The 25,241-nt window shown below is 35.2% G+C and carries 23 protein-coding genes; 20 read left to right on the plus strand and 3 right to left on the minus strand.

Annotated features, from left to right (window positions below):
- Positions 1 to 16 precede the first annotated feature (16 nt).
- The 15 genes from BLT48_RS02175 to BLT48_RS02245 all read left to right on the plus strand — a co-directional run bounded on the left by BLT48_RS02175 (position 17) and on the right by BLT48_RS02245 (position 14,547).
- Positions 17 to 259, plus strand: a complete 243-nt coding sequence (locus tag BLT48_RS02175; RefSeq protein WP_035022551.1) for an acyl carrier protein — start codon at positions 17 to 19, stop codon at positions 257 to 259.
- A 185-nt stretch (positions 260 to 444) separates the two neighbouring features.
- Positions 445 to 1,140: a ribonuclease III gene (gene rnc, locus BLT48_RS02180; protein ID WP_035022555.1), complete on the plus strand. Its 696-nt coding sequence runs from the start codon at positions 445 to 447 to the stop codon at positions 1,138 to 1,140.
- 24 nt (positions 1,141 to 1,164) lie between these two features.
- On the plus strand, positions 1,165 to 4,737 hold the full coding sequence (gene smc, locus BLT48_RS02185) for a chromosome segregation protein SMC (RefSeq protein WP_089974819.1): 3,573 nt from the start codon (positions 1,165 to 1,167) through the stop codon (positions 4,735 to 4,737).
- Positions 4,738 to 4,818: 81 nt separating this feature from the next.
- On the plus strand, positions 4,819 to 5,628 hold the full coding sequence (locus BLT48_RS02190; protein ID WP_035022561.1) for a Cof-type HAD-IIB family hydrolase: 810 nt from the start codon (positions 4,819 to 4,821) through the stop codon (positions 5,626 to 5,628).
- 32 nt (positions 5,629 to 5,660) lie between these two features.
- The gene (gene ftsY, locus BLT48_RS02195) at positions 5,661 to 6,659 is read left to right on the plus strand and encodes a signal recognition particle-docking protein FtsY (RefSeq protein WP_089974822.1); all 999 of its coding nucleotides are present in this window, start codon (positions 5,661 to 5,663) and stop codon (positions 6,657 to 6,659) included.
- A 355-nt stretch (positions 6,660 to 7,014) separates the two neighbouring features.
- Positions 7,015 to 8,904, plus strand: coding sequence for a PTS transporter subunit EIIC (locus BLT48_RS02200; protein WP_089974825.1), 1,890 nt, complete (start codon positions 7,015 to 7,017; stop codon positions 8,902 to 8,904).
- 261 nt (positions 8,905 to 9,165) lie between these two features.
- Positions 9,166 to 9,510 (plus strand): putative DNA-binding protein, encoded by a 345-nt coding sequence (locus BLT48_RS02205; RefSeq protein WP_089974827.1) that lies wholly within the window; start codon positions 9,166 to 9,168, stop codon positions 9,508 to 9,510.
- Between the two features lie 17 nt (positions 9,511 to 9,527).
- Positions 9,528 to 10,955 (plus strand): signal recognition particle protein, encoded by a 1,428-nt coding sequence (ffh, locus tag BLT48_RS02210; RefSeq protein ID WP_089974830.1) that lies wholly within the window; start codon positions 9,528 to 9,530, stop codon positions 10,953 to 10,955.
- Positions 10,956 to 11,080: 125 nt separating this feature from the next.
- Positions 11,081 to 11,353 (plus strand): 30S ribosomal protein S16, encoded by a 273-nt coding sequence (gene rpsP / locus BLT48_RS02215; protein WP_013710630.1) that lies wholly within the window; start codon positions 11,081 to 11,083, stop codon positions 11,351 to 11,353.
- Positions 11,354 to 11,367: 14 nt separating this feature from the next.
- Positions 11,368 to 11,610 (plus strand): RNA-binding protein KhpA, encoded by a 243-nt coding sequence (gene khpA / locus BLT48_RS02220; RefSeq protein ID WP_035022574.1) that lies wholly within the window; start codon positions 11,368 to 11,370, stop codon positions 11,608 to 11,610.
- A 122-nt stretch (positions 11,611 to 11,732) separates the two neighbouring features.
- Entirely contained in the window at positions 11,733 to 12,248 is a 516-nt protein-coding gene (rimM, locus tag BLT48_RS02225; protein WP_089974833.1) for a ribosome maturation factor RimM, read from the plus strand.
- On the plus strand, positions 12,248 to 12,997 hold the full coding sequence (trmD, locus tag BLT48_RS02230; protein ID WP_035022579.1) for a tRNA (guanosine(37)-N1)-methyltransferase TrmD: 750 nt from the start codon (positions 12,248 to 12,250) through the stop codon (positions 12,995 to 12,997). Before rimM ends, trmD begins: the two co-directional genes overlap by 1 nt.
- Before the next feature lie 168 nt (positions 12,998 to 13,165).
- Entirely contained in the window at positions 13,166 to 13,513 is a 348-nt protein-coding gene (rplS, locus tag BLT48_RS02235; protein ID WP_013710634.1) for a 50S ribosomal protein L19, read from the plus strand.
- Positions 13,514 to 13,651: 138 nt separating this feature from the next.
- On the plus strand, positions 13,652 to 14,083 hold the full coding sequence (locus tag BLT48_RS02240; protein ID WP_035022582.1) for a hypothetical protein: 432 nt from the start codon (positions 13,652 to 13,654) through the stop codon (positions 14,081 to 14,083).
- A gap of 41 nt (positions 14,084 to 14,124) precedes the next feature.
- A complete protein-coding gene (locus BLT48_RS02245) occupies positions 14,125 to 14,547 on the plus strand; it encodes an OsmC family protein (RefSeq protein ID WP_089974836.1) in 423 nt (140 codons plus the stop codon).
- A gap of 75 nt (positions 14,548 to 14,622) precedes the next feature.
- Here BLT48_RS02245 and BLT48_RS02250 read toward each other — a convergent pair whose 3' ends face one another.
- Positions 14,623 to 15,114, minus strand: coding sequence for a YajQ family cyclic di-GMP-binding protein (locus BLT48_RS02250; RefSeq protein ID WP_035022586.1), 492 nt, complete (start codon positions 15,112 to 15,114; stop codon positions 14,623 to 14,625).
- 166 nt (positions 15,115 to 15,280) lie between these two features.
- Here BLT48_RS02250 and BLT48_RS02255 point away from each other — a divergent pair, with 166 nt between their 5' ends.
- Positions 15,281 to 16,177: a YitT family protein gene (locus tag BLT48_RS02255; RefSeq protein WP_089974839.1), complete on the plus strand. Its 897-nt coding sequence runs from the start codon at positions 15,281 to 15,283 to the stop codon at positions 16,175 to 16,177.
- Between the two features lie 338 nt (positions 16,178 to 16,515).
- Here the strand turns inward: BLT48_RS02255 and BLT48_RS02260 are convergent, their stop codons facing one another.
- Positions 16,516 to 17,328: a Cof-type HAD-IIB family hydrolase gene (locus tag BLT48_RS02260; protein WP_089974841.1), complete on the minus strand. Its 813-nt coding sequence runs from the start codon at positions 17,326 to 17,328 to the stop codon at positions 16,516 to 16,518.
- Between the two features lie 136 nt (positions 17,329 to 17,464).
- On the opposite strand from BLT48_RS02260, the gene BLT48_RS02265 reads away from it, so the two are divergent.
- From BLT48_RS02265 to clpB, 3 genes are all read left to right on the plus strand, one after another.
- Positions 17,465 to 18,226, plus strand: a complete 762-nt coding sequence (locus BLT48_RS02265; protein WP_089974843.1) for a prolyl oligopeptidase family serine peptidase — start codon at positions 17,465 to 17,467, stop codon at positions 18,224 to 18,226.
- An 85-nt stretch (positions 18,227 to 18,311) separates the two neighbouring features.
- On the plus strand, positions 18,312 to 18,641 hold the full coding sequence (locus BLT48_RS02270) for a metal-sulfur cluster assembly factor (RefSeq protein ID WP_089974845.1): 330 nt from the start codon (positions 18,312 to 18,314) through the stop codon (positions 18,639 to 18,641).
- A gap of 181 nt (positions 18,642 to 18,822) precedes the next feature.
- Positions 18,823 to 21,435: an ATP-dependent chaperone ClpB gene (clpB, locus tag BLT48_RS02275; protein ID WP_089974847.1), complete on the plus strand. Its 2,613-nt coding sequence runs from the start codon at positions 18,823 to 18,825 to the stop codon at positions 21,433 to 21,435.
- Between the two features lie 48 nt (positions 21,436 to 21,483).
- Here the strand turns inward: clpB and BLT48_RS02280 are convergent, their stop codons facing one another.
- Positions 21,484 to 21,672, minus strand: a complete 189-nt coding sequence (locus tag BLT48_RS02280; RefSeq protein ID WP_035022601.1) for a YjzD family protein — start codon at positions 21,670 to 21,672, stop codon at positions 21,484 to 21,486.
- A 196-nt stretch (positions 21,673 to 21,868) separates the two neighbouring features.
- Between BLT48_RS02280 and dnaE the strand changes: the two genes are divergently transcribed.
- Positions 21,869 to 25,207 (plus strand): DNA polymerase III subunit alpha, encoded by a 3,339-nt coding sequence (gene dnaE, locus BLT48_RS02285; RefSeq protein WP_089974849.1) that lies wholly within the window; start codon positions 21,869 to 21,871, stop codon positions 25,205 to 25,207.
- The last annotated feature ends 34 nt before the right edge of the window (positions 25,208 to 25,241 follow it).

Consider the following 25,241-nt stretch of genomic DNA (forward strand, 5'->3'; position numbering starts at 1 on the left):
ACGGAGGTGTAACAAATTGTCTACTAATGAAACTTTCGAAAAAATAAAAAAAATTATTGTTGAAAGATTTGGTATTGATGAAGAAAAAGTAACAAAAGAACTTACTTTTAAAGATGATTTAGGTGCTGATTCTCTTGATGTTGTAGAATTAGTTATGGAATTAGAGGATGTTTTCGGAACAGAAATTTCTGATGAAGATGCTGAACAAATCGCTACGGTTGGAAATGCAGTAACGTATATTGATCAACACAAAAACTAACAGTGTTATCCAGAGTCGCTTAACTTATTTTAAGTTTAGCGACTCTTTCTTTTTGGAATAAATGAGAGGAAGAGTTCTTGCTCTTATTAAACGGTAGAGTGTAAACCTAGAAATGGTTTATTTTTATGACTAAACAAAGTATAATGAAAGAGCATGGAGAAATTTTTATAGAAAGGAAGAACACAATGGATGACGCATTTTTAAAACAGTTAAAAACTAAGTTTGATTTGGTTTTTCACGACCTTTCTTATTTAGAAGAAGCATTCACCCATTCATCATATGTGAATGAGCACAGGAATCTTGAATTAAAGGATAACGAAAGAATTGAATTTTTAGGAGATGCGGTACTGGAATTAACCGTATCAAGATTTTTATACGAATTATATCCTAACTTGCCTGAAGGAAAATTAACACGATTGAGAGCGACTATTGTTTGTGAAGCGAGTTTGAGTCAATTTGCAAAAGAATACGAATTCGATCAATTTATCCGTTTAGGCAGAGGCGAAGAACGTATGAATGGACGAAAACGTCCAGCATTACTTTGCGATTTATTTGAATCCTTTATTGGAGCGTTATATTTAGATCAAGGAATAGATAGCGTATTATCTTTTCTTGAACAAACGATTTTTCCAAAAATCAAGTCCGGTGCTTTCTCACATGTGATGGATCATAAAACTAATTTACAAGAGTTTTTACAACAAAAAGGCGAAATTGGCATCGACTATCAATTAGTTGATGAAATTGGGCCAGCACATCAAAAGGCTTTTGTGGTAGAAGTACGTGCTGAAGGGCAAGTACTTGGACAAGGGCAAGGAAAAACAAAAAAAGCAGCTGAACAAGTGGCTGCAGAAAATGCATTACTTGCTTTGCAAGAAAAATAGGACAAGAGAAAGGAGCCAGTAGTTGTGCAATTAAAAAGAATAGACATCGCTGGTTTCAAATCATTTGCGGATAAAACAACAATTGAATTTCATGATGGTGTGACAGCTGTAGTAGGTCCAAACGGAAGTGGAAAAAGTAATATAACAGAAGCCATCCGTTGGGTTTTAGGTGAACAATCAGCAAAGAACCTACGTGGTGGAAGAATGAACGATGTTATTTTTTCAGGATCTGATACAAGAAAACCAGTCAATTTAGCTGAAGTTACGCTAATACTAGAAAATGAAGATCATTTTTTGCCTTTAGACTTTAGCGAAATAAGCATTACAAGACGATTGAATCGAAACGGTGAGAGTGAATTCTATTTGAATAAACAAGCTTGTCGTTTGAAAGATATTGTGGATCTTTTTATGGATTCGGGATTGGGAAAAGAATCTTTTTCGATTATTTCTCAAGGGAAAGTTGAAAGTATTTTCAACAGTAAACCAGAAGAAAGAAGAGCAATTTTTGAGGAAGCAGCCGGTGTACTAAAATACAAAACACGTAAGAAAAAAGCTGAACAAAAATTAACGGAAACCGAAGAAAATCTAAATCGTGTCCAAGATATTGTCTATGAACTGGAAGGGCAAGTTGAACCTTTGAGAGAACAAAGCAGTATAGCGAAAGACTTTTTATCTTACAAGGAACAATTAACCGAAATGGACATTGCTTTAACAGTTGTTGAAATCGAACGTTTGAAAGTGAAATGGGATGAAAGCAAACGCGAAATGAGTTCTTTTGAGAAAAACTTAGTTAAAAAGCAGCTAAGTTTATCCGATTGTGAAACGCAATTGAAGCACAAAAGGAAACAAAAAGCTGAATTGACTGATGAAATTGAAAAAACTCAACAAAATTTGGTTGAAACCATTCAATTATTTGAACAGACTGATGGTCAAAACAATGTTTTATCTGAACGCAATAAGTACGCCACTGAAAATCTGCAACAACTTGAAGCTACTAAAGAGCAAGCAAACCAAAGAGTGGTTCAATTAGAGCAACAATTAGAAGGAATCGATGAAAGCCTTGCTGAGAAAACAAAACAAGAACGACAATTAAGGTCAGAACTTTTAGCTGTTGAAAAAGAAGCTTTGTCTCTTTCTGGAAATTCAAAAGAAACAATTGAAAGTTTGCGAGATGAATATGTTGATTTAATGCAAAAAGAAACTAGTTTGCGCAATGAGCAAACCTATCTTGAGCGAAGCTCTTATCAAATGGCGCAAAAGAACTTAAAATCAACTGCATCAGTCAAGGAACTTGAACAAACGATTGAAAAAATTACAGAAGATTTCACACGTATTGCTGAAGAATTAACGACTACACAACAAGAGATTGCTCAGAAATTGTTGTTTTATCAAGAGAAACAAGCGAGCATTCAAACCAAACGACAAGAATTAGAAGCGAACGAGACACGTATGTATGACGCTTTAAAAGTTGTACAGCAGGCAAAAGCAAAAAAAGAAAGTCTAAAAGAATTAAATGAAGATTATGCTGGTTTTTATCAAGGGGTAAAAGAAGTTTTGAAGCGTAAAAAAGACATTGGTGGAATTATCGGAGCCGTTGCTGAATTGATTGAAGTACCCAAACAAGCTGAGTTAGCTATTGATATTGCACTCGGTGCAGCAAGTCAAAATATTATCGTTCAAGATGAGCAAAGTGGACGTAAAGGTATCCAATATTTAAAACAAAAACGTATTGGTCGAGCAACATTTTTACCTTTAACCACAATAAAAGCTCGTTATCTGCCAACGTCTGTAGAAAATAAGGCTAGCAGTTGTGATGGTTTCTTAGGGATTGCAAGTAAATTGATTGCTTATCCTGAAGCTGTTTCAACAGTTATACAAAATTTATTGGGAACAACCATTGTTGCCAGAGATTTGTCCTCTGCTAATACCATTGCACGTGAAATTCAATTTAAGTACCGTGTAGTGACTCTTGAAGGCGATGTGATGAATGCCGGGGGTTCAATGACTGGTGGAGCGAGTAAGTCTGGTAATCAAGGGAGTCTATTTGCTCGGAAAAATGAATTAACAAATTTAACTAAGCAAATCGCTCAAATGGAAACAACCTTGACAGAAAAAGAAATAGAAGTTCGCACGATGAAACAAATAATAAAAAAAGAAGAAACAACCTTAAACGAATTACGTGAACTTGGAGAAAAACAACGCTTGAAAGAACAAGAATTAAAAAATCAAGCGGAAACATTAGAAGAAAAACAAATTCGGTTAACCAGAGAGTTAAAAGCTGTCCAATACGAATACAAAGAAGCAAAAGAAGAAGTAGAATCCTATGAGTTGAAAAAAATGGAGTTAACGGAATCTTTGCAAACGGTCAAAAAAGAAATGGAACACATCAATCATCAGATTTTACTAGCTTCTTCTCAAAATGAAGAGCGTGAAAAAAATCATACATTGGTTAATGAAAAGCAACAGCAACTACGAACGAGATTGGCTGCTTTAAAAGAGCAATTGCTTAGTTTGAAAAAAGAACAAAAAGCGATTTCGAGTCAATTAGATGAACAACAAAAAGAGATTGCGACCATTATTAGCCGTATGGAACAAATGACGCATTTTGATGGTACACATCAGATGACAAAAAAAGAATTAAGCGATCAGTTAACGCAATTATCAGCTACAAAGCAGACGCTAGAAAACCAATTATCAAAAACAAAAAAAGAAAAAGCGCTTATTGAAGAGCAACTGAATGAGATTGAACAATTAACGACACAAACGAATAATCAAAAGCATTATCTGTTAGAAGAAAAGACAAAAGCTGAAGTTTTAATGAATCGTACAGATGTTTCAATTGAAAACCGCTTAACTTATTTAAATGAAGAATACAGTATGACTTTTGAAGCGGCTAAAGAAAGCCATTTGCTTGAGGTTTCTTTAGAAGAAGCGACACGTAAAGTAAAACTTCTGAAACAAAGTATTGAAGAGCTGGGTTCTGTTAATCTCGGTGCTATCGAAGAATTTGAACGTGTGAATGAGCGGTATTCTTTCCTTGTGGATCAACGTGAAGATTTGATAGAAGCAAAAATTAGTTTATATACCACGATGAATGAAATGGATGAAGAAGTGAAGATTCGTTTTTCTGAAGTGTTTGAAGATATTCGATTGAAATTTTCCGATGTTTTTCCGCAGATGTTTGGCGGAGGATCAGCTGAATTACGGTTAACAGATCCTAAAAACTTGTTAACGACAGGTATTGAAATCATCGCTCAGCCTCCTGGGAAAAAACTACAGCAGTTAAGTCTCTTATCTGGAGGTGAAAGAGCATTTACAGCGATTGCTCTAATGTTTTCTATTATACAAGTCCGACCAGTACCTTTTTGTATTTTAGATGAAGTTGAAGCTGCACTAGATGAGGCTAACGTCATCCGATTTGGACGATATTTAAAGCGATTTGATGGAGATACTCAGTTTATCGTCATTACTCATCGTAAAGGAACAATGGAAGAAGCGAATGTTCTTTATGGCATAACCATGCAAGAATCTGGTGTCTCTAAAGTTGTCTCAGTTCGTTTAGAAGAAATAACAGAAGCTCATGTGGGAACAACCTAGAAACGATAGTGGAGGAAAGGTCGATTAGTGTCGGTCTTTTTTTCCCTTTTATGTAGTTATTAAAAAGATTGGAGTCAAAGCATGATTAAATTAGTTGCAATTGATTTGGATGGAACATTATTAAATGGAAAACATGGCATATCGGATGAAAATAAAGAAGCAATCAAACAAGCAAAAGAACAAGGTGTGAAAGTAGTCCTTTGTACCGGCCGCCCATTGTTAGGAATGATCGCCTATTTAGAAGAGTTGAATTTAAGAGAAGCTGGAGATTATGGCATTACTTACAATGGTGGACTAGTACAACGTACAGATACTGGTGAAGTGTTATCTAAGACAACACTGACAAAAGCCGAAACAGAAGAAATTTTTAAATTAAGCAAACAAATTAATCTCCCTTGTAACTTCATTGATTTAGAAAAAATTTATGAACCTCCATACCCTAAAGGGAGAGAATCGCTCTATCCAACAGTTATGTCAGCATTGCCATATGTTCCAATAGCAATGGAAGAAGTACCAGAAGATATTGCCATTAATAAAACAGTGTTTTGTTACGCTCAAATGGATTTAGATGAAGCCATCAAAAACATCCCCGTTCATTTTTATAAAAAATATACGATAATGAAATCTCGACCAATACTATTAGAGCTAATGCCTAAGGGTGTAGATAAAGGCAGTGGAATAGCTGTTTTAGCTGATTTACTAGGTTTTAAAGCATCAGAGGTAATGGCATTGGGAGATGAAGCGAATGATGCAGCAATGATTGAATATGCAGGTGTGGGAGTAGCCATGGGAAATGCTACGGATGACATTAAATCGATGGCTCAGTACATTACCAAAACAAATGAAGAACATGGTGTGGCACATGCCTTTCAAAAATTTGTACTCAATTAAACAGTGACAATTCTAAGAAAAGAGGGTGTAAAATGGGATTATTCGACAAAATAAAAAAAGCTTTTACAGGTGAAGAGAAAGTTGAAACCACAGAAGTAACTGAAAAATATGAAAAAGGGCTTGAGAAAACGAGGAAAACATTTTCTCAACGCATGAATGAATTGTTTGCTAATTTTAGAACAGTCGATGAAGACTTCTTTGATGAACTTGAGGAAGTTTTAATTGGAGCAGATGTTGGTTTTGAAGCGACAATGGAAATCACAGACGCTTTACGTCAAGAAGTAAAATTGAAAAATGCAAAAGCTTCAAATGAAGTTCAACAAGTGATTATTGAAAAAATGGTTGAAATTTATGAAAAAGGGGATACTGAAAAGCCGGAAGTTCATATAAATCCTGATGGGTTAACCGTGATTTTAGTGGTTGGTGTAAACGGTGTAGGGAAAACCACAACCATCGGAAAAATGGCTCATCTTTACCAACAAGAAGGAAAAAAGGTACTCTTAGCAGCTGGCGATACTTTCAGGGCCGGTGCGATAGAACAGTTGCATGTTTGGGGTGAGCGTGTTGGCGTAGAAGTAGTCAGTGGTAAAGCTGGCGGTGATCCAGCAGCTGTAGTGTTTGATGCAATTAAAGAAGCTAAACGACAAGAAGCGGATATTTTATTCGTAGATACAGCTGGACGTTTACAAAACAAAGTAAACCTGATGAATGAGTTAGAAAAAATGAAACGTATTATAGAACGTGAAATACCAGGTGGTCCACATGAGGTGTTGCTTGTATTAGATGCTACAACTGGACAAAATGCGATGAATCAAGCTAAACAATTTAAACAAACGACTAATGTAACTGGAATCGTATTGACTAAATTGGATGGTACAGCAAAAGGTGGAATTGTTTTAGCTATTCGTAAAGAGTTGGACATTCCTGTGAAATTTGTTGGATTAGGTGAAAGCATGGATGACTTGCAGCTATTTGATCCAAATGAATATATTTATGGATTATTCAGCGAATTAATTCAACAGTCGATTTAATAAAATTGGCTCTTCGTAAAATGGTGTTGATAGAAGAAAATAAAATTTCTTCTGGAATAGACGGGTTTGCTTGTGGAGAGCCAAGGGGAAAGTCTGAAGCCTTAGACATGGCTACAAGCAGCCCTTATTCCTCCAGAAATAACCTGTATTCGATTTAACGAATCCACACTAAAAAGTTTAGAGCCCTAAATTTCTTATAGAGTAGCCTTTTAAGTAAAATTAAAGGGCTGCTTTTTTTATTGAACATGTGTACGTTTACATTTTGAAACTGGTTCACCAATGTGATACTATTGCAAAGTATGCTGTTATTTTACAGACATACAAGCACTTATTTAAATTTTAAGGAGGAAAAAAAGTGAAAGATAAAATTTTTGAAGGTCTGCAAAAAATGGGTAAAACCTTTATGCTGCCTATTGCATTACTTCCAGTAGCAGGTTTGCTATTAGGAATAGGGTCATCTTTTACTGGAGATTCATTTGTAAGTCTATATGACTTAGAGTGGTTACTAGGGGAAGGTACTGTTTTATACGGTATTTTAACAGTGTTAAAAGATTGTGGAACGATTGTGTTTGATAATTTACCACTGCTCTTTGCAGTTGGGGTTGCTTTAGGAATGGCTAAAGCTGCCAAAGAAGTTGCGGCTTTATCAGCTGTTGTAGCGTACTTTATGATGTATGCATCTTTAACAAGTACCATTACAAACTTTGGAAATATAGAAAAGTTGCAACAAACACCAGGTTTAATTGCTTCGGTACTTAGTTTTGATGCCACAATGAATACAGGTGTATTTGGCGGAATCATTATGGGATTAATCGTTGCTGCCTTGCACAATCGCTTTTATAAAATTGAATTACCAGACGCTTTATCGTTCTTTTCTGGAACGCGTTTCATACCAATCGTATCAGCATTTGCAGCTGTAATCGTAGGAATGTTTCTTGCATTTATCTGGCCATATGCGGGTGCCGGGATTGCATGGTTAGGTTCAGTTGTAGCTGAACTTGGGTACATTGGAACTTTCTTGTATGGTTTTATTTATCGTGCATTGATTCCATTAGGTTTACATCACGTATTTTATCTTCCTTTCTGGCAGACAGCACTTGGGGGAACGGCTGAAATTAATGGAACAATTGTTGAAGGAGCTCAAAACATTGTTTTTTCTCAACTGAGAAATGGACAAGTTGTGGATCCTGAAGCGGCTAAATTCTTCTCTGGAATGTTCCCATTCATGATTTTTGGTTTTCCAGCAGCAGCATATGCTATGTATCAAACGGCCAAACCAGAACGTAAAAAAGATGTTAAGGGACTTATGATGTCTTCTTCATTAACGTCAATTTTTACAGGAATTACAGAACCGCTTGAATTTTCATTTTTATTTGCTTCACCGTTCTTATACTTCGGAGTACATTGTGTATTAGCTGCATTCTCATTTGTAATTATGCACTTCTTGAATGTGGGAGTAGGGTTGACTTTCTCAGGTGGCTTACTTGACTTTGTATTGTATGGTATCTTACCAGGACAAGGAATAACCAACTGGATACCAGTTGTCTTAGTAGGAATTGTTTATGCGCTAGTTTACTATTTTGTTTTCCGTTTCTTTATTACAAAATTCGATTTGAAAACACCAGGTCGCGAAGATGAAGTAGCTGAATCAAAAATGTATACAAAAGCAGATTACCAAGCTAAAAAAGCTGGTGGAACTACATCTAATGAACCCGTTCAAGATGAAATGTCACATGATATTATAGAAGGACTGGGTGGAAAAGCAAATTTAGTCGATGTTGACAATTGTGCAACACGCTTAAGAGTAACGATCAAAGATGGTCAGTTGGTTGATCAAGCTAAGTTAAAATCAACTGGTGCAGCTGGAGTCGTTGTAAAAGGAAATAGTGCCCAAGTTATTTATGGACCAAAAGTTTCAAATATTAAATCAAATATAGATGAATATTTAGCTAGCTCAACAAGTAACGCATCTGCATCTCCTGTTAAACCTTCTAATCCTGCTGATGAAATGTCTGCAGATATTATTGAAGGACTTGGCGGAGAAGAAAATCTAATCGATGTTGACAATTGTGCAACACGCTTAAGAGTTACTGTTAAAGATGGTCAATTAGTTGATCAAGCTAAATTAAAATCAACTGGTGCAGCTGGAGTTGTTGTCAAAGGTACTAGTGCTCAAGTCATTTATGGACCAAAAGTAGCAAACATTAAATTAAATATTGAAGAATACCGTAATGGTAAACTTTAATTTATTTCTTAAGTAATTAAACTAGTGAAGAATTCCTTTAACGGACAGTGATTGTCTTGTCGTTAAAGGGGTTCTTTTTGTGTGTTAGGCAATAACCTTATAAGTTAATAATTAAAAATAGTGAAAGCGACTTAATAGATTTAATAAATGTTTGTAAAAACAAGACAAACTATTGATTATTTAGGCAAAAACAGGTACGCTATTAAGGTGTGTAAACGTGTTTTCCTTGACAGTTGTTAAGAAAAGAAAGAAGGGTTACGATTGGAAATTGAAAAAACAAATCAAATGAACGCCTTGTTCGATTTCTATGGCTCTTTATTGACGGACAAACAAAAAAGTTATATGCAATTATATTATGCAGATGATTTTTCTCTGGGTGAGATTGCAGAAGAATTTGAAGTTAGTCGTCAAGCAATTTACGATAACATCAGGCGAACTGAAAACAGCTTAATCGAGTATGAAAAAAAACTACATTTATTAGAAGATTTCAATACAACAAAAGCCGTCATAGAGGACATGTCTAGTTACATTAAAAGTCATTATCCAAAAGATGAGGTACTAGAACAGTTTATTGAGTTATTAAAAAAAGACAGAGATGAGAAATAAAGGAATGGTGAAGTAGAATGGCATTTGAAGGTTTAACTGAACGTCTCCAAAATGCAATGACAAAAATGCGTCGTAAAGGGAAAGTATCAGAAGCTGATGTAAAAGAAATGATGAGAGAAGTACGTTTAGCTTTATTAGAAGCTGACGTTAACTTTAAAGTTGTAAAAGATTTTGTTAAAACGGTGAGTGCTCGTGCAGTAGGTTCTGAAGTATTGGACAGCCTTTCTCCTGGACAACAAGTCATTAAAATTGTTAATGAAGAATTGACCGAGTTGATGGGTGGAGAACAAGCCACAATTCAAATAGCACCTAAAGCACCTACAGTTGTCATGATGGTTGGTTTGCAAGGGGCAGGTAAAACGACTACAGCTGGTAAATTAGCTAGCTATTTACGCAAAAATCAAAACAAACGACCTTTATTGATTGCTGCCGATATCTATCGTCCAGCAGCAATTCAACAATTGGAAACCATTGGTAAGCAATTAGACGTTCCTGTATTTTCTATGGGAGATCAAGTCAGTCCAGTTGAAATTGCAAGACAAGGGATTGAAAAAGCAAAAGCAGAACACTTAGATTTCGTGTTGATTGATACTGCTGGTCGTTTACAAATTGATGAAACATTGATGCAAGAGTTAAGCGATATTAAAGAAACGGCACAGCCAACAGAAATTTTCTTAGTTGTTGATGCAATGACTGGGCAAGAAGCTGCAAATGTTGCTTCATCTTTTAATGAACAATTAGATATCACCGGTGTCATCTTAACGAAATTAGATGGAGATACTCGTGGAGGAGCAGCCCTTTCTATCCGTGCTGTCACTGGTAAACCTATTAAATTTACAGGTTCTGGTGAAAAACTAGATGCTTTAGAACCCTTCTACCCAGATCGTATGGCCAACCGTATTTTAGGTATGGGAGATATGTTAACTCTGATTGAAAAGGCTCAAGAAGATTTTGACGAAAAGAAATCAGAAGAAATGATGACAAAATTACGTGAAAATAGTTTTGACTTTAATGATTTCATTGAACAAATGGATCAAGTCAGCAATATGGGGCCGATGGAAGACCTTTTAAAAATGATTCCAGGCATGAGCAATGTTCCTGGATTAGATAAACTTCAAATCGATCCAAAAGATACTGCTCGAATGAAAGCTATTGTTTTGTCTATGACACCGCAAGAGAGAGAAAATCCTGATCTTTTATCTCAAAGCCGACGTCGCAGGATTGCTCGAGGATCAGCTCGTCCAATAGCCGAGGTCAATCGATTGATCAAGCAATTTAATGAATCGAAAAAAATGATGAGTCAAATGTCTAAAGGAAATATGAACGGTATGGAAAATCTGTTTGGGCAAGGTGCAAAAGGCAAGCTTGGAAAAATGGCTATGAATTCTATGGTTCGTAAAAACAAGAAAAAAATGAAGAAAAAGAATAAAAAAAGTCGCAAATAATATCTTGAAATAGTAAATAACTACTTTATAAAAAAAAAACAAGCTGTAAAGAAAAAACACTTTACAAGCTATAAATAAACTGGTAAACTACTTATTGTGAGATAGTTAATGGAGGTGTAAGAAATATGGCAGTAAAAATTCGTTTAAAACGCATGGGATCTAAAAGAAATCCTTTTTACCGTATCGTAGTTGCAGATTCACGTTCTCCACGTGATGGACGTTTCATCGAAACTGTAGGAACATACAACCCAGTTGTTAATCCAGCAGAAGTAAAAGTGGACGAAGAAGCAGTATTAAAATGGTTAGCAAATGGTGCTCAACCTTCTGATACAATTCGTAACATCCTTTCAAAAGAAGGCATTATGAAAAAATTCCATGAATCAAAAAACATTAAATAAAAAGGATGTTTTCTATGGCTGACATAAAAGATTTAATTCTTACAGTTGTAAGTCCTCTTGTAAGTCATCCTGATGAGTTGACAATTGATGTAGTAGAAACTGAAGAGTTTTTAGAATATCAATTGTCTGTTCACCCTGATGATGTTGGACGAGTAATTGGAAAAAAAGGTCGCGTAGCAAAAGCTATTCGTACAATTGTTTACAGTGTTAGAGTTCTTGGACCCAAACGTGTAAGATTGACAATTGCCAATAGCTAAATTCCGGAAAAGAAATCATTTCTTCAATAAGAGATGGTTTCTTTTTTTATAAATGATTTTATTAGACATCCAGCTAAATAGATACTTAAATGAAAAAAATTAATTGTAAATGAGGGAACGCAATGAAAACATTGTACAATGTAGGAAAAATTGTTAACACACAAGGGATAAAAGGTGAAGTTCGAGTTATTTCAAAAACTGACTTTCCCGAAGAAAGATACAAAAAAGGGTCTACGTTATCCTTATTTCAAGATGGTAAGTTAGTAACGGATTTAACTGTTGCAAGCCATCGTAAACACAAAAACTTTGATATCCTATCTTTTGAAAACCACCCAAATATCAATGATGTAGAAAAATACCGTGATGGCATCCTAAAAGTTAGCGAAGACCGCTTAACAGAATTACCACAAAATGAATTCTATTTGCATCAAATTGTTGGATTGACTGTACAAGACGAAGAAAAAAATACTATTGGAAAAATCAGTGAAGTAATGTCACCTGGTGCTAATGATGTATGGGTAATTGAACGTCCGAAAAAGAAAGATCTGCTGATTCCATATATTGAAGAAGTCGTATTAGATGTTGATTTAGAAAACCAACTGGTGACGATTCATATGATGGAAGGATTAGATGATTAATGAAAATTGATGTTTTAACTTTGTTTCCACGAATGTTTCAAGGACCATTGACCGAATCCATTATTGGAAAAGCAATTGATAAAGACCTGCTACAAGTAAATGTGATGAATTTTAGAGACTATACAGATAACAAGCACCAGAATGTAGATGATTATCCGTATGGCGGCGGTGCAGGAATGTTATTAAAAGCGCAGCCTATTTTTGCTGCCATAGATGCAATCAATGAAGAGGCGCCGGATACTAAAAAGCGAGTCATCTTATTGGATCCTGCTGGTGTTCCGTTTACTCAAGCGGTAGCAGAGGAACTGGCAGAAGAAGAACATCTAGTATTTATCTGCGGACATTATGAAGGTTACGATGAACGAATTCGAACATTGGTAACGGATGAAATTTCGTTAGGGGATTATGTTTTAACCGGTGGAGAACTAGGTGCTATGGTAATGATCGATGCGACAGTACGTCTGTTACCAGAAGTTCTAGGAAATGATCAATCAGCTAAAACAGACTCTCATTCCACTGGATTATTGGAGCATCCTCAATACACTAGACCTGCTGAGTACCGTGGTATGAAAGTTCCTGATGTGATCATTAGTGGAAATCATAAAAAAATAAAAGAATGGCAAGACAAAGAATCAATTAGACGTACGCTGGAAAGACGTCCAGATATGCTTGAAACGGTCTCATTATCAGCTGAACAACAAAACTATTTAAAAGAACTAAAAATGGAGAGAGAAGCTTCTAAAGAATAAAGAAACCAAGTTTATCAGAGTTTTTTCTGAGAAATAAGGAAATTTACTTTACACCCTTTAGTGCTTATGTTAGAATTATTTGGTGAGCGGGTAAAGCCTGCCATTAAAACGATGTTCCGCTGTATCCATATGTGATATATGAAGGTTTGTTGGAAGGAGAAAAACATAATGAGTAATTTAATTGAATCAATCACTAACGAACAATTACGTGAAGACATCCCAGCTTTCCGTCCAGGAGATACTGTACGTGTTCATGCTAAAATCGTTGAGGGTACTAGAGAACGTATCCAATTATTTGAAGGTGTTGTAATCAAACGCCGTGGTGCTGGAGTTAGCGAAACTTATACAGTTCGTAAAATTTCTAATGGAATCGGCGTTGAACGTACATTCCCATTACATTCACCACGTGTTGCTCAAATCGAAGTTGTTCGCTTTGGTAAAGTACGTCGTGCTAAATTGTACTACTTACGTGCATTACATGGTAAAGCAGCTCGTATTAAAGAAATCCGTCGTTAAGATGAATTTTTTTAGTTCTAACTCTCCTGAGTTAGAACTTTTTTTGTTTTCTTAAATACGCTGTTAATTATGAATAGAGTAGGTTATAATTGAAAATGAAAAAGTGATTAGAACTAAAAAAAAGTGGGGTATTGTAGAGTGAATAAAGCATTAGTAAACTTTGAAGCCATCTTGAAGGCGAAGCATGTGCCTTTAGCTAAAAAAGAAATAAAAAATGGACAAATTTTGTATAATGGTAAATTTAAATTAAATGATCAGCAAGCTTTGCCATTTGGGGTTGTTTTTGATAATAAAGAAGAAGGCATCATTGATTTTCAAATTGTGTACCATAAACTAGCTTATGTAACAAACTTTGATGCAAAACAAAAAGTGTTAGAAGTTTTAAATGAATTAAATGAAATGAAAACAGGTTACTATCGTGTTTGTCTTGCTGGAGATGGGGAAATTTATATGAGACTTCTTTCACGGACAACAGAAGATGTAAGAGCAGCTTATGAAATGATGATCGTAGGATCAACAATCGCTAAAAGTATTCTTCCTAAAATAGAAGAAGCTGTAGGGAAAAAATAGATTCAATAGAATCGTTATCATGAAAAGAGAGTAGGGATTTCATGAAAGACCGCAAACCGTTATTTCATGCTGAGATAGTTAACGAAACAGGCGTGAATGGTCAAGCATTTGTAAAAAATGGCGGACTGAATGTTAAACTGTCCAGTCCCTTAAGTGATGAGGAAGGTACAAATCCTGAAGAATTACTTGGATTATCGTTTAGTACATGCCTTAATGCTACGATTCAATCCTTGCTAAAAGCAAGAGGAAAAGAGAATGAAAGCCGCGTTGAAGTTCATGTTGACTATATGCGTGAACCTAGTGGAATCGGATTTTTCTTTAATGTAGAAGCTTTTGCAAAAATTGAGGGACTACCTTTTGAAGAAAGCGAAAAAATCGTAGAAGAAGCTGAAAATCGTTGTCCTGTATCTAAATTATTGGCAGGAAGCCAGACAGTTTCTGTAACAGCAGTTGAACAATTTTAAATAAAAAAAGCTGAAAAGACCTTCAAGTTCATATTTGAAGGTCTTTTGTATTTTACTCACTAAAAAGGTGTTGCACTATCTGTAATTGATAAATTGCAAATCAATTGGGAGATCTGTATCTCTTAATAGAGCAATAACTTGTTGTAAATCATCACGATTTTTACCGGTTACTCGTATTTGATCGTCTTGTATTTGAGTTTTAACTTTAATACCAGATTTTTTAATCAGTTGAGTAATCGTTTTTGCGTGTTCTTTATCGATTCCATTAATTAAGTCAGCGAATTGACGAACATTTCCACCAAAAGCTTTTTCAGTTGCAGAATAGTGGAGATTTCTTGTGGGAACGCCTCTTTTAACTAATTTGTTAGACAATACGTCTTTTACTTGCTCTAATTTAAAATCATCATCTGAAATTAAAACCAATTTTTCTTTTTCTAATTTGATCTCGCTGATGGAGCCTTTAAAATCAAAACGATTGGCGATTTCTTTTGTTGCCAACTGGATGGAATTTTTTATCTCTTCCATATTCATTTCTGAAACGATATCAAAACTTGCTTCTTTTGCCATAATTGTTTCCTCCTTCTACATTGTGCTCTTAAATTGTACCACAAAGACGTGTGCAGGAGAAGGAAACGGATACAAATGAGAGTGTAATGAATAAAACTATTTTTTGCTTTCTTTATAAAGAAAAAATTGTTATCCTTGTTTGATTAAGTAAGTAGGGAGTTGCCAAATGACAAAATTAAAAACACCAAATTTTTGGATCGAACACATAAAAAAAATCTTTTTTATCTTTTTTGCAGCTATTACAAGTGCAGTGGCATTAAATAATTTTTTAATACCTTCTAACATTTATGCTGCTGGTATTAATGGAACTTCGCAATTATTATCAGATGTTCTTAGCAACAATTCAGGAATTCTAATTGATACAGGTGTCTTGATCCTTGTGTTTAATATTCCAATTGCAATCCTTGGATGGTTTAAGGTAGGAAGAAATTTTACATTATATAGTTTTTTGACCTCTATATTGATTTCGATGTTTACAGTTATCTTGCCCATTAACCCGCTGAGTACAGACCCGATGATGAATGCTTTGTTTGGAGGCATTATTAGTGGAGCTGGAATTGGTTTCGCGTTAAAATATGGGTTTTCAACTGGTGGAATGGATATTATTTCAATGGTGTTAGCTAAAACAACCGGAAGATCAATTGGAACGTTAACATTTGCCATGAATTTGCTGATTGTTTCGTCAGCTGGTTTTTTATACGGTTGGGAATATGCTTTGTACACATTGGTATCGATTTATGTTATGACTAAAATGATTGATACGATTCATACTAGTCATCAAAAAGTGACGGCCATGATCGTGACCAATGAACCAGATGCTTTAGTAAAAGTCATTCATGAAAAATTAATGAGAGGTATCACCATTATTCCTGCAAAAGGAGCTTATTCAGGAATGGATCGTTCTATTTTAATGGTGGTAATCACTCGCTACGAGATGTACGAACTTGAACAAGCGGTCAGAGAAGCAGATGCTTCAGCATTTGTTAATTTCATGGAAACGAATAAAGTGTTAGGTGAATTTTGGAGTTCTGATCGACAAAAAGAATCTCAATTAAAAAAATAAAGAGTTCTATACTTTTTAGTGTTGATAGCTTAGTTAAATTAAGGACACGAAATTTCTGGAGGAATAAGGTTTGCATGTAGCCATTCAAAGAATTCAATGCGAATTACAAAGCGTTAGCGCTTCAGCGATTACGCTTTGTTTAAGGCTTGAAAGTCTGAAGACTATGAACTTTAGTCTTCAGGCGGTTCCATGGCTCTCCACAAGCAAACCCGTCTATTCCAGAAGAAATTTTATTTTTTCTATTAACACCATTTGACAAAGAGTCAAATAAAGTAAGACAAGGAACCATTCTTAATGAATGACTCCTTGTCTTTTTTTACGCTTAATTAAGGAAGAAACTAAACTAATTTAAAGTAATTTTCTAAATAATGAGCCAAACCTTCTTCGTTATTGGTTTTTTCCGTTATATCATTTGAAATGTGTTTTAAAGTATCAATTCCATTTTTCATGACTACACCATGTCCTGCATATTGAATCATTTCATAATCATTATCTTCATCACCAAAAGCAATAATATCTTTTTGTTTGATACCATATACTTGAGCAATGCGTTCGACACCTAATGCTTTTTGTACACCTGCTGCTACGATTTCTAAACAAGGTGTTTGTCCGCCCCAAGTTCTAATCTCGACTGAATCGCCATAACGAGCTGCAATTTTTTCAATGATATAAGCTTGGTTTTCTTTATCCGTAAAGACACAAACAGCAGTAGGGTCTTCTTTTAAACTAGAAGCTGTTAATTTTGAAGCGCTTTTTTTTCCTTCTGGAAAGAAATCGCTATAAGGGACGAAATAGTTATCTGCAAAAACGGTGTCTCTGAGTTCAGCAGCAATTAAGTGGATGTCTAACTCTTTTTTTAAAGTCAGCATATCTAAGGCAATTTCACGATCTAATGTTTTATGGTATTGCGATTTCCAATTTAATTGGTCTGGCAAATGGCACAACGCTCCATTAAAGTTAACCATAGGCGTTTCCATACCTAATTGAGTATAAAATTGTTTGCTGTTTCTATAAGGTCTGCCTGTTACGATTGAAACAAGGTGACCCGCATTTCTTAAAGTTGTAAGAACCTTTTGTGTTCTTGCTGAAATTTCTGAACGATTGTTCAATGTAGTGCCATCTAAATCAAGAGCAATTAATTTTTTATTCATCAAAATCCTCCGACTATTCTTCATTTGTCTTTATAAAAGCTTCTATGTTTCTTTTGTGCTACACTTACTGCATAGAACCTTTACAAATAGTGTACCACAAAGTTCATAAGAATAAATATAGAAAGAGGTTAGATAGATGATAACGGTAAAACAAGAGAACGTAAATGGTATCCCTATATTAGAAGTTGTTTCAACAGAAAGTATAAATAAAACTTTACCAACTGTTGTTTTTTATCATGGGTGGACAAATTTTAAAGAAAGTTCTTTAGTTCATGGATATGAAATCGCTAGAAAAGGATTTAGAGTACTGATTCCTGAAGCTTATTTACATGGAGAAAGGAGTCAAGGTGCTCCAGTAAATGAAAGAAGTATGGAGTTTTGGGATGTTGTCCAACATAGTTTAGTAGAATTTCCAACTATAATCGATTATTATGTAAAAGCGGGATTAACAGATCAAAATCGCATCGGCGTGTCTGGCCTTTCTATGGGCGGTGTAACAACTTCCGCATTGTTAACGCACTATCCTTGGATAAAAACTGCTGTTGTCTTGATGGGAAGTCCCGCGCCAATTCCTTTTTCTAAATGGTTATTGACCTCTAAATGGCAACAAGGAGTAGAAATTGATTTTGAGTCAGAACAATTTGCTCCTGCTATCGAATCGTTAAAAGCTATTTCACTCGATTTACAACCTGAAAAAATTGATGGTAAATTTGTTCATTTCTGGCATGATGAAGATGATGATTTAGTACCTTATCAACCAACTTTTGATTTTTATAAAAAAATAAAAGATCAAGATTATGGACAATATGTGAGTTTTACAACGACGGAAGGACATGGTCATCATGTCCCTTATATGATTTCGGTTGAAACAGCTGAATATTTCAATAAACATTTATAAAAAAATCACAATCTCTCGTTGAAATGATTTACTTCACCTCTTATAAGAGGTAAAATAAAGTCAAAAATGAGAAGGTGGTTACCCAATGGAACCAACTAGTGAAAATCAAATAGAAGAGCTTAAAGGATGCATAATGACAGCTTTAGAACAAGTTATCGATCCAGAACTGAATATTGACATTGTCAATCTAGGGTTAGTTTACGCTATTGAACTAATGGATGAAAATCACTGTGTGATAAAGTTAACGTTAACAACAATGGGCTGTCCATTAGCAGATACCATTACTAATGATATTATGACAGCTATGCAATCAATCCCTGAAATTACTTCAACCGAAGTTAAGCTAGTCTGGTACCCTGCTTGGGATACCAGCAGAATGAGCCGTTATGCAAGAATTGCATTAGGTATTAGATAAAGAAAAGTTTACTCTGTTAAAAGTTAGAGTAAACTTTTTAAATCTAGTAGTTGAAACAATGTTGAGAGCAAATTCTAATCTCTTAAACCTGCAAATTGAGTTCAAAGATTCAATTGTTTTCGTTTGACCTTTACTGATTAATTGAATATAATAAGATTAGAAAAATCAAGGAGGGGTTCCAATGGATATAGAAAAAATGACCACAACAATGCAGCAAACTCTTGGTGAAGCTCAAAGTATTGCCGTAACGAGAAAGCATCAAGAAATTGATCTTCTCCATTTATGGAAAGTGTTTTTGACTCCTGACCATTTTGCACGTGGACTTTATCAATCTCTCGGAATCGATACAGATGATTTTGAATTTTTTGTAGACCAAGAATTAGACAATTATCCAACTGTGGAAGGCTCAAATGTTCAATATGGACAAGGAATGAGCCAAAATTTATTTCGATTGCTAACGGAAGCTGATACTTTAAGGGCTGAATTTCAAGATGATTTCCTTTCAACCGAAATTATTTTGCTAGCACTTATGAAATTAAAGAACCACAGCTTGACAAAGTATTTAAGCAAAAATGGATTAACTGAAAAAGCATTAAAAGCTGAAATTGAAAAAATAAGAGGAGGAGATCGCGTGACCTCACAAAATCAAGAAGAAACTTATCAAGCACTTGAAAAATATGGAACTGATTTGGTTAAGGCGGTAAGAAGCGGAGACCAAGATCCAGTCATTGGAAGAGATGATGAAATTCGTGATGTGATTCGTATTTTATCTCGTAAAACAAAGAATAACCCTGTACTGATTGGAGAACCCGGTGTTGGTAAAACGGCCATAGTAGAAGGGTTGGCACAACGAATCGTTCGAAAAGATGTTCCCGAAAACTTAAAAGGAAAAACTATTTTTTCATTAGATATGGGCGCGTTGATCGCAGGAGCTAAATACCGTGGTGAATTTGAAGAACGGTTAAAAGCAGTCTTAAAAGAAGTGAAAAAAAGCGAAGGGCAAATCATCTTATTTATTGATGAGATCCACACTATTGTAGGTGCAGGTAAAACAGAAGGCAGCATGGATGCAGGAAATCTATTGAAGCCTATGTTAGCTCGTGGCGAATTGCACTGTATTGGTGCAACCACACTAGATGAATACCGGAAATACATGGAAACGGATAAAGCGCTGGAAAGACGCTTCCAGAAAGTACTCGTTGATGAGCCAACTGTAGAAGAAACCATCAGTATTTTAAGAGGACTAAAGGAACGTTTTGAAATTCACCATAGTGTAAATATCCATGACAATGCTTTAGTTGCTGCTGCAACGTTATCGAACCGCTACATTACGGATCGTTTTTTACCGGATAAAGCCATTGATTTAATAGATGAAGCTTGTGCAACGATTCGAGTGGAGATGAATTCACGACCTACTGAATTGGATCAAGTTTCGCGTCGTTTGATGCAGCTGGAAATCGAAGAAGCAGCGTTGAAAAAAGAGAAAGATGATGCTAGCATCCGAAGATTAGATATCATTCAAGAAGAATTATCTAATCTTCGTGAAGAAGCCAATCAGTTGAAAATGAAATGGGAAACTGAAAAAGAAGAAGTCGCTAAATTGCGTAATAAACGTGCTGAAATTGAAAAAGCGCGTCATGAGTTAGAAGAAGCTGAAAGTAACTATGACCTAGAACGTGCCGCTGTTTTAAGACATGGGCAAATTCCTGCTTTAGAAAAAGAATTGAAAAAGCTGGAAGAGGAACAATTAGCTGCCCAAGGCAATTCAATCAGACTTGTGCAAGAATCGGTAACGGATGAAGAAATTGCTGTCGTTATTGGTCGGATGACGGGTATTCCTGTTAGTAGATTAGTTAAGGGAGAACGTGAAAAATTAATGCACTTAGATACGTCATTAAGTGAACGCGTTATCGGTCAAGATGAAGCGGTACAAAGTGTATCAGATGCGGTTATCCGGGCTCGAGCTGGTATACAAGATCCTAATCGTCCGCTAGGTTCATTCCTGTTTCTAGGACCTACTGGTGTAGGGAAAACCGAATTAGCTAAAGCTTTAGCCGAAAACTTGTTTGACTCGCAAGATCATATGGTGCGAATCGATATGAGCGAATATATGGAAAAACATACTGTTTCAAGATTGATAGGAGCACCTCCAGGTTATGTTGGATATGATGAGGGAGGGCAATTGACCGAAGCGGTAAGAAGAAGTCCGTATACTATTGTCTTGTTAGATGAAATTGAGAAAGCTCATCCGGATGTATTTAATATTTTATTACAGGTATTAGATGATGGACGCCTAACCGATTCTAAAGGCAGAATGGTCGATTTTAAAAATACCGTTTTAATTATGACAAGTAACATTGGTTCTGATTTATTGTTGGAAGGCACGGATGAACAAGGACAAATAAAAGAAGCGACAAAAGAACATGTGATGTCATTATTAAAAACATCCTTTAAACCAGAGTTCTTAAATCGAATCGATGATACAATTTTATTTGCACCACTTAGCATACAAGTTGTGAAGAAGATTGTTCTCAAATTAGTACACAATTTGTCAAAACGTCTAGCAGAACAAGATATTGAACTGACTATTTCAAATGAGGCACAAATATGGATAGCGGAAAAAGCTTATGATCCTATGTATGGTGCGAGACCGTTGAAGAGATTTATTACTAAAGAAGTGGAGACACCTTTAGCTAAAGGAATCATTTCTGGAGAAATCCCACCAAAATCTAAAGTAACAATTACACTAAAAGAGGATCAACTATCTTATGAGACAGTGATGTTAAATGATTAAACAAAAAAAAGACATTCATTAGAATGTCTTTTTTTTGTTTATAAAAGCTTATTTAGTTGCATGTCCATGTTTTTGATCAGGAAAAGACTTGGCAATTAAAATAACCATAACGCCAATAAATAAGCCAATAGCGGATGCCATAACAAAGTTATACGAACCGCTTGATAATGAGCTACCAATGTAATTTACAGCTTGTCCTATAAGGAATCCCCAAAATAATGTCACTAAATATTTCATGATATAACCTCTCTTCTTTTACACGTTCATTTTAGCACTTTCAAAAACTTTGTAAAGCAAAAGTAAGTAGAACTTTTTTTATTGTAGGTTACTTTGGATTATTGCAACAAGAATAAAAAGTTCTTTTTAGAAGGTTTGCGTATACGAATCTTAGAAGGGTATAATAGATAGTAATGAGTTAGAATGGGGTGACAAAATGTCATTTGTACAATTGCAAGTTATTAGTTCATATAGTTTATTACAAAGTACAACTTCAATTGAAGAATTAGTGGTCAAAGCAAAAGAACGAGGTTATCAAGCGATTGCTTTAACCGACCACAATGTCTTATATGGAATGGTTGACTTTTATAAAATGTGCAAAAAACATCAGATCAAGCCCATTTTAGGGTTAACGTTAGATGTTGGGGGCACTGTAAATAGCGAAGAGACTTATTCAATTATTCTATTAGCTAAGAATGCTAAAGGATATGAAAGTTTGATGGCTCTTTCAAGTGAAAAAATGTTATTACTTGAAAATGAACGTCTTACATTTAAACAAATAAGTCAATACAGTCAAAATTTAATCGCAGTCACACCTGGGGAAAATGGAGAAGTAGAAACTCTTTTACTTCAAGATGAAAAAAAATCAGCAGCAACAGTAGTCAAAGAATGGCAAACGGCTTTTCCTGAGCAACAATTTTATCTTGGCATACAGCTGCATCAAAAACTAATGACCATCAAAGATGCATTAAATAAACTAGCAAATGAAACGGCCACTTTAACAGTTGCTTTGCAAGATATACGGTACATTGATGCAGTTGACGACTTTAGTACTACAGTATTAAGAGCGATTAATAAGGGCGAGACTCTCTCCCCTCAACAGCCTACTGAAGAAGGCGAGTATTATTTGCCTGAAAGCAATCAGGTAGAACAGTTATTTAAAGATAATGACTTGGAACAAGCTGCTCAACGAACCAACGAGATAGCTGAAATGATTGATGCGGACATATCCTTGCATCAACAATTATTGCCAAAATTTCCTTTATCTAAAGACACAAAGACAACGGAGTTTTTAAAAGAACAGTGCTTAAAAGGGTTAGCAGTGAGAGTACCTCAATCAGATGAACGATACACAAAGCGATTAGATTATGAGTTAGCCGTTATTCAAAAAATGGGGTTTGAAGATTACTTTTTAATTGTGTGGGATGTCATGGCGTATGCTCATAAAGTGAAAATTGTTACAGGTGCAGGTAGAGGTTCAGCAGCTGGATCTTTGGTGGCTTATTTACTAGAAATCACAGACGTTGATCCGATTGAGTACAACTTATTATTTGAACGATTTTTGAATGAAGAAAGGTATACAATGCCTGATATCGATTTGGATTTCCCTGATAATAGACGTGAAGAAATTTTGCTTTATGTAAAAAATAAGTATGGTCAAAATCATGTTGCTCAGATAGCTACTTTTGGAACGTTAGCAGCTAAGATGGCTCTAAAAGATGTAGCAAGAGTATTTGGGTTAAGTCCTTCAGAAGCAAATGTGTGGTCAAAGGCCATTCCCAAAATATTGGGCATCACTTTAGAAAAAGCCTATAAAGAATCAGCAACGCTCAGAAAACTAGTTGAAGAAAATGATAAAAATAGTTTGCTCTTTAAAACAGCCAAAAGAATTGAAGGATTGCCTCGTCATATATCGACACATGCAGCCGGAATTGTTATCAGCGATAACCCACTAACTCAGTATGTCCCTTTGCAAAAAGGTGGAGGAGAAATTCTGTTAACGCAATACCCGATGGGAAATGTAGAAGAAATTGGCTTGTTAAAAATGGATTTTTTAGGGTTGAAAAATTTAACAATCATTGACAACACGCTAAAACTTGTTCAAAGGAAAACTGGAAAACGCTTGGATCTTTTGACTATTCCAATGCAAGATCAAAAGACTCTGCAATTATTCCGTCAAGCAGATATGGTGGGAATTTTTCAATTTGAATCTTCTGGAATAAAAAACGTTCTTCGCAGATTAGAGCCTTCTTCAATCGAAGATATCGCGGCCGTAAATGCTTTGTATCGCCCGGGCCCGATGGAACAAATTGATACGTTTATCAAAAGGAAACAAGGTATCGTTCCCATAGAATACCCTCATGAAAGCTTATCAGAAATTTTAGCGGTCACTTATGGTGTAATGGTTTATCAAGAACAAGTCATGCAGGTAGCTGCCAAAATGGGTGGGTACACATTAGGTCAAGCAGATATTTTAAGACGAGCGATCGGGAAAAAACAAAAAGCCATTATTGATAAAGAGAGACACCATTTTATTTCTGGTGCGAACCAATTAGGCTACACTAAAGAAGTAGCCATGCAAGTTTATGATTATATCGAACGATTTGCGAATTATGGGTTTAACCGTTCCCATGCAGTAGCGTACTCATTCATTGCCTATCAGATGGCTTATCTAAAAGCACATTACCCCAATGCTTTTTTTGTGGCGCTATTAAATTCAGCTCTAAACAGTTCTGCTAAAATGAAAGAATACATTATTGAAGCGAAGAAAAGGAAAATAAAAGTTATTCCACCTAATATCAATACGAGTTTCAGTGGATTTACATTAACTGAAAATAATATTTTATTTGGCTTCAATTCAATCAAAGGTCTAAGAAGAGATATGATTGTCGAAGTGATCCAAAATCGGAAAAATGATGGGAGATACTTAGATTTGATTGATTTTCTCAAAAGATTGGATAAAAAATGGTTGAAGCCGGAATACATTAAACCTTTAATTTACGCTGGAGCCTTCGATCAATTTGATTACTCTAGAGGCGCTCTTTTAGCATCGGTTGATGGAATTGTTCAAAGTATAAAAATGAGCGGAAACAATATTGATTTGTTTGAATTATTAAAACCCAAATATGAATTCGCCCCAGATTTAACGCTTGAAGAAAAACTAGAAACAGAAGAACAATACTTAGGTACCTATTTGTCAGGTCATCCAACTGAAAAATATGATCAGCTGAGACAATGGAAACAAGTTGAGTATACGAGCGAGTTGGCTGTTGGAAATACAAGTAGAATAATCGGGATGATAAAAAATGTGCATAAAATCCGCACGAAAAAAGGCGAATCTATGGCTTTTGTAACGATCAGTGATACTTCTGGAGATTGTTCGCTCACACTTTTTCCAACAAAATATCGACAATTCATTGATTTGCTTAATAACGGAGGCACTTTATACGTTTCTGGAAAAGTCGATTCAAAGCGAGAAGATATTCCTCAAATGATTGTCAGTCAAATGGAAGATATTAAGAAAGTAATGGACGGTTATACTACTAAGAAATGTTTTATACGGATACAAGAGGTACAAAATACCAATGATACATTAGAAAAAATGAAGAAAATAATGATGAAAGCAAAAGGCAATATACCGGTCGTTCTTTACTATGTACAAACAAATAAAAAAATTGTTTTAGCAGAAGAAAATTGGATCCATGATACTCCCGAGTTGATGGAACAATTGGAAGAATTACTGGGGAAAGAAAATGTTGTGATTAAAAATAGTTAAATATAGGAATTTTTTAATAAAACTGATTTTTAAA

The organism is Carnobacterium viridans (assembly GCF_900102725.1).
In the GTDB taxonomy this organism is placed as follows: Bacteria; Bacillota; Bacilli; order Lactobacillales; family Carnobacteriaceae; genus Carnobacterium_B; species Carnobacterium_B viridans.

Bases quoted from the DNA above. Each gene is read 5' to 3' on its own strand.
- BLT48_RS02260 (WP_089974841.1), bottom strand. From the start codon at position 17,328: ATGAATAAAAAATTAATTGCTCTTGATTTAGATGGCACTACATTGAAC.
- BLT48_RS02190 (WP_035022561.1), top strand. From the start codon at position 4,819: ATGATTAAATTAGTTGCAATTGATTTGGATGGAACATTATTAAATGGA.
- trmD (WP_035022579.1), top strand. From the start codon at position 12,248: ATGAAAATTGATGTTTTAACTTTGTTTCCACGAATGTTTCAAGGACCA.
- BLT48_RS02245 (WP_089974836.1), top strand. From the start codon at position 14,125: ATGAAAGACCGCAAACCGTTATTTCATGCTGAGATAGTTAACGAAACA.
- BLT48_RS02255 (WP_089974839.1), top strand. From the start codon at position 15,281: ATGACAAAATTAAAAACACCAAATTTTTGGATCGAACACATAAAAAAA.
- ffh (WP_089974830.1), top strand. From the start codon at position 9,528: ATGGCATTTGAAGGTTTAACTGAACGTCTCCAAAATGCAATGACAAAA.
- rimM (WP_089974833.1), top strand. From the start codon at position 11,733: ATGAAAACATTGTACAATGTAGGAAAAATTGTTAACACACAAGGGATA.
- rpsP (WP_013710630.1), top strand. From the start codon at position 11,081: ATGGCAGTAAAAATTCGTTTAAAACGCATGGGATCTAAAAGAAATCCT.
- BLT48_RS02280 (WP_035022601.1), bottom strand. From the start codon at position 21,672: ATGAAATATTTAGTGACATTATTTTGGGGATTCCTTATAGGACAAGCT.
- BLT48_RS02270 (WP_089974845.1), top strand. From the start codon at position 18,312: ATGGAACCAACTAGTGAAAATCAAATAGAAGAGCTTAAAGGATGCATA.
- BLT48_RS02250 (WP_035022586.1), bottom strand. From the start codon at position 15,114: ATGGCAAAAGAAGCAAGTTTTGATATCGTTTCAGAAATGAATATGGAA.
- rplS (WP_013710634.1), top strand. From the start codon at position 13,166: ATGAGTAATTTAATTGAATCAATCACTAACGAACAATTACGTGAAGAC.
- khpA (WP_035022574.1), top strand. From the start codon at position 11,368: ATGGCTGACATAAAAGATTTAATTCTTACAGTTGTAAGTCCTCTTGTA.
- dnaE (WP_089974849.1), top strand. From the start codon at position 21,869: ATGTCATTTGTACAATTGCAAGTTATTAGTTCATATAGTTTATTACAA.
- clpB (WP_089974847.1), top strand. From the start codon at position 18,823: ATGGATATAGAAAAAATGACCACAACAATGCAGCAAACTCTTGGTGAA.
- ftsY (WP_089974822.1), top strand. From the start codon at position 5,661: ATGGGATTATTCGACAAAATAAAAAAAGCTTTTACAGGTGAAGAGAAA.
- rnc (WP_035022555.1), top strand. From the start codon at position 445: ATGGATGACGCATTTTTAAAACAGTTAAAAACTAAGTTTGATTTGGTT.
- BLT48_RS02265 (WP_089974843.1), top strand. From the start codon at position 17,465: ATGATAACGGTAAAACAAGAGAACGTAAATGGTATCCCTATATTAGAA.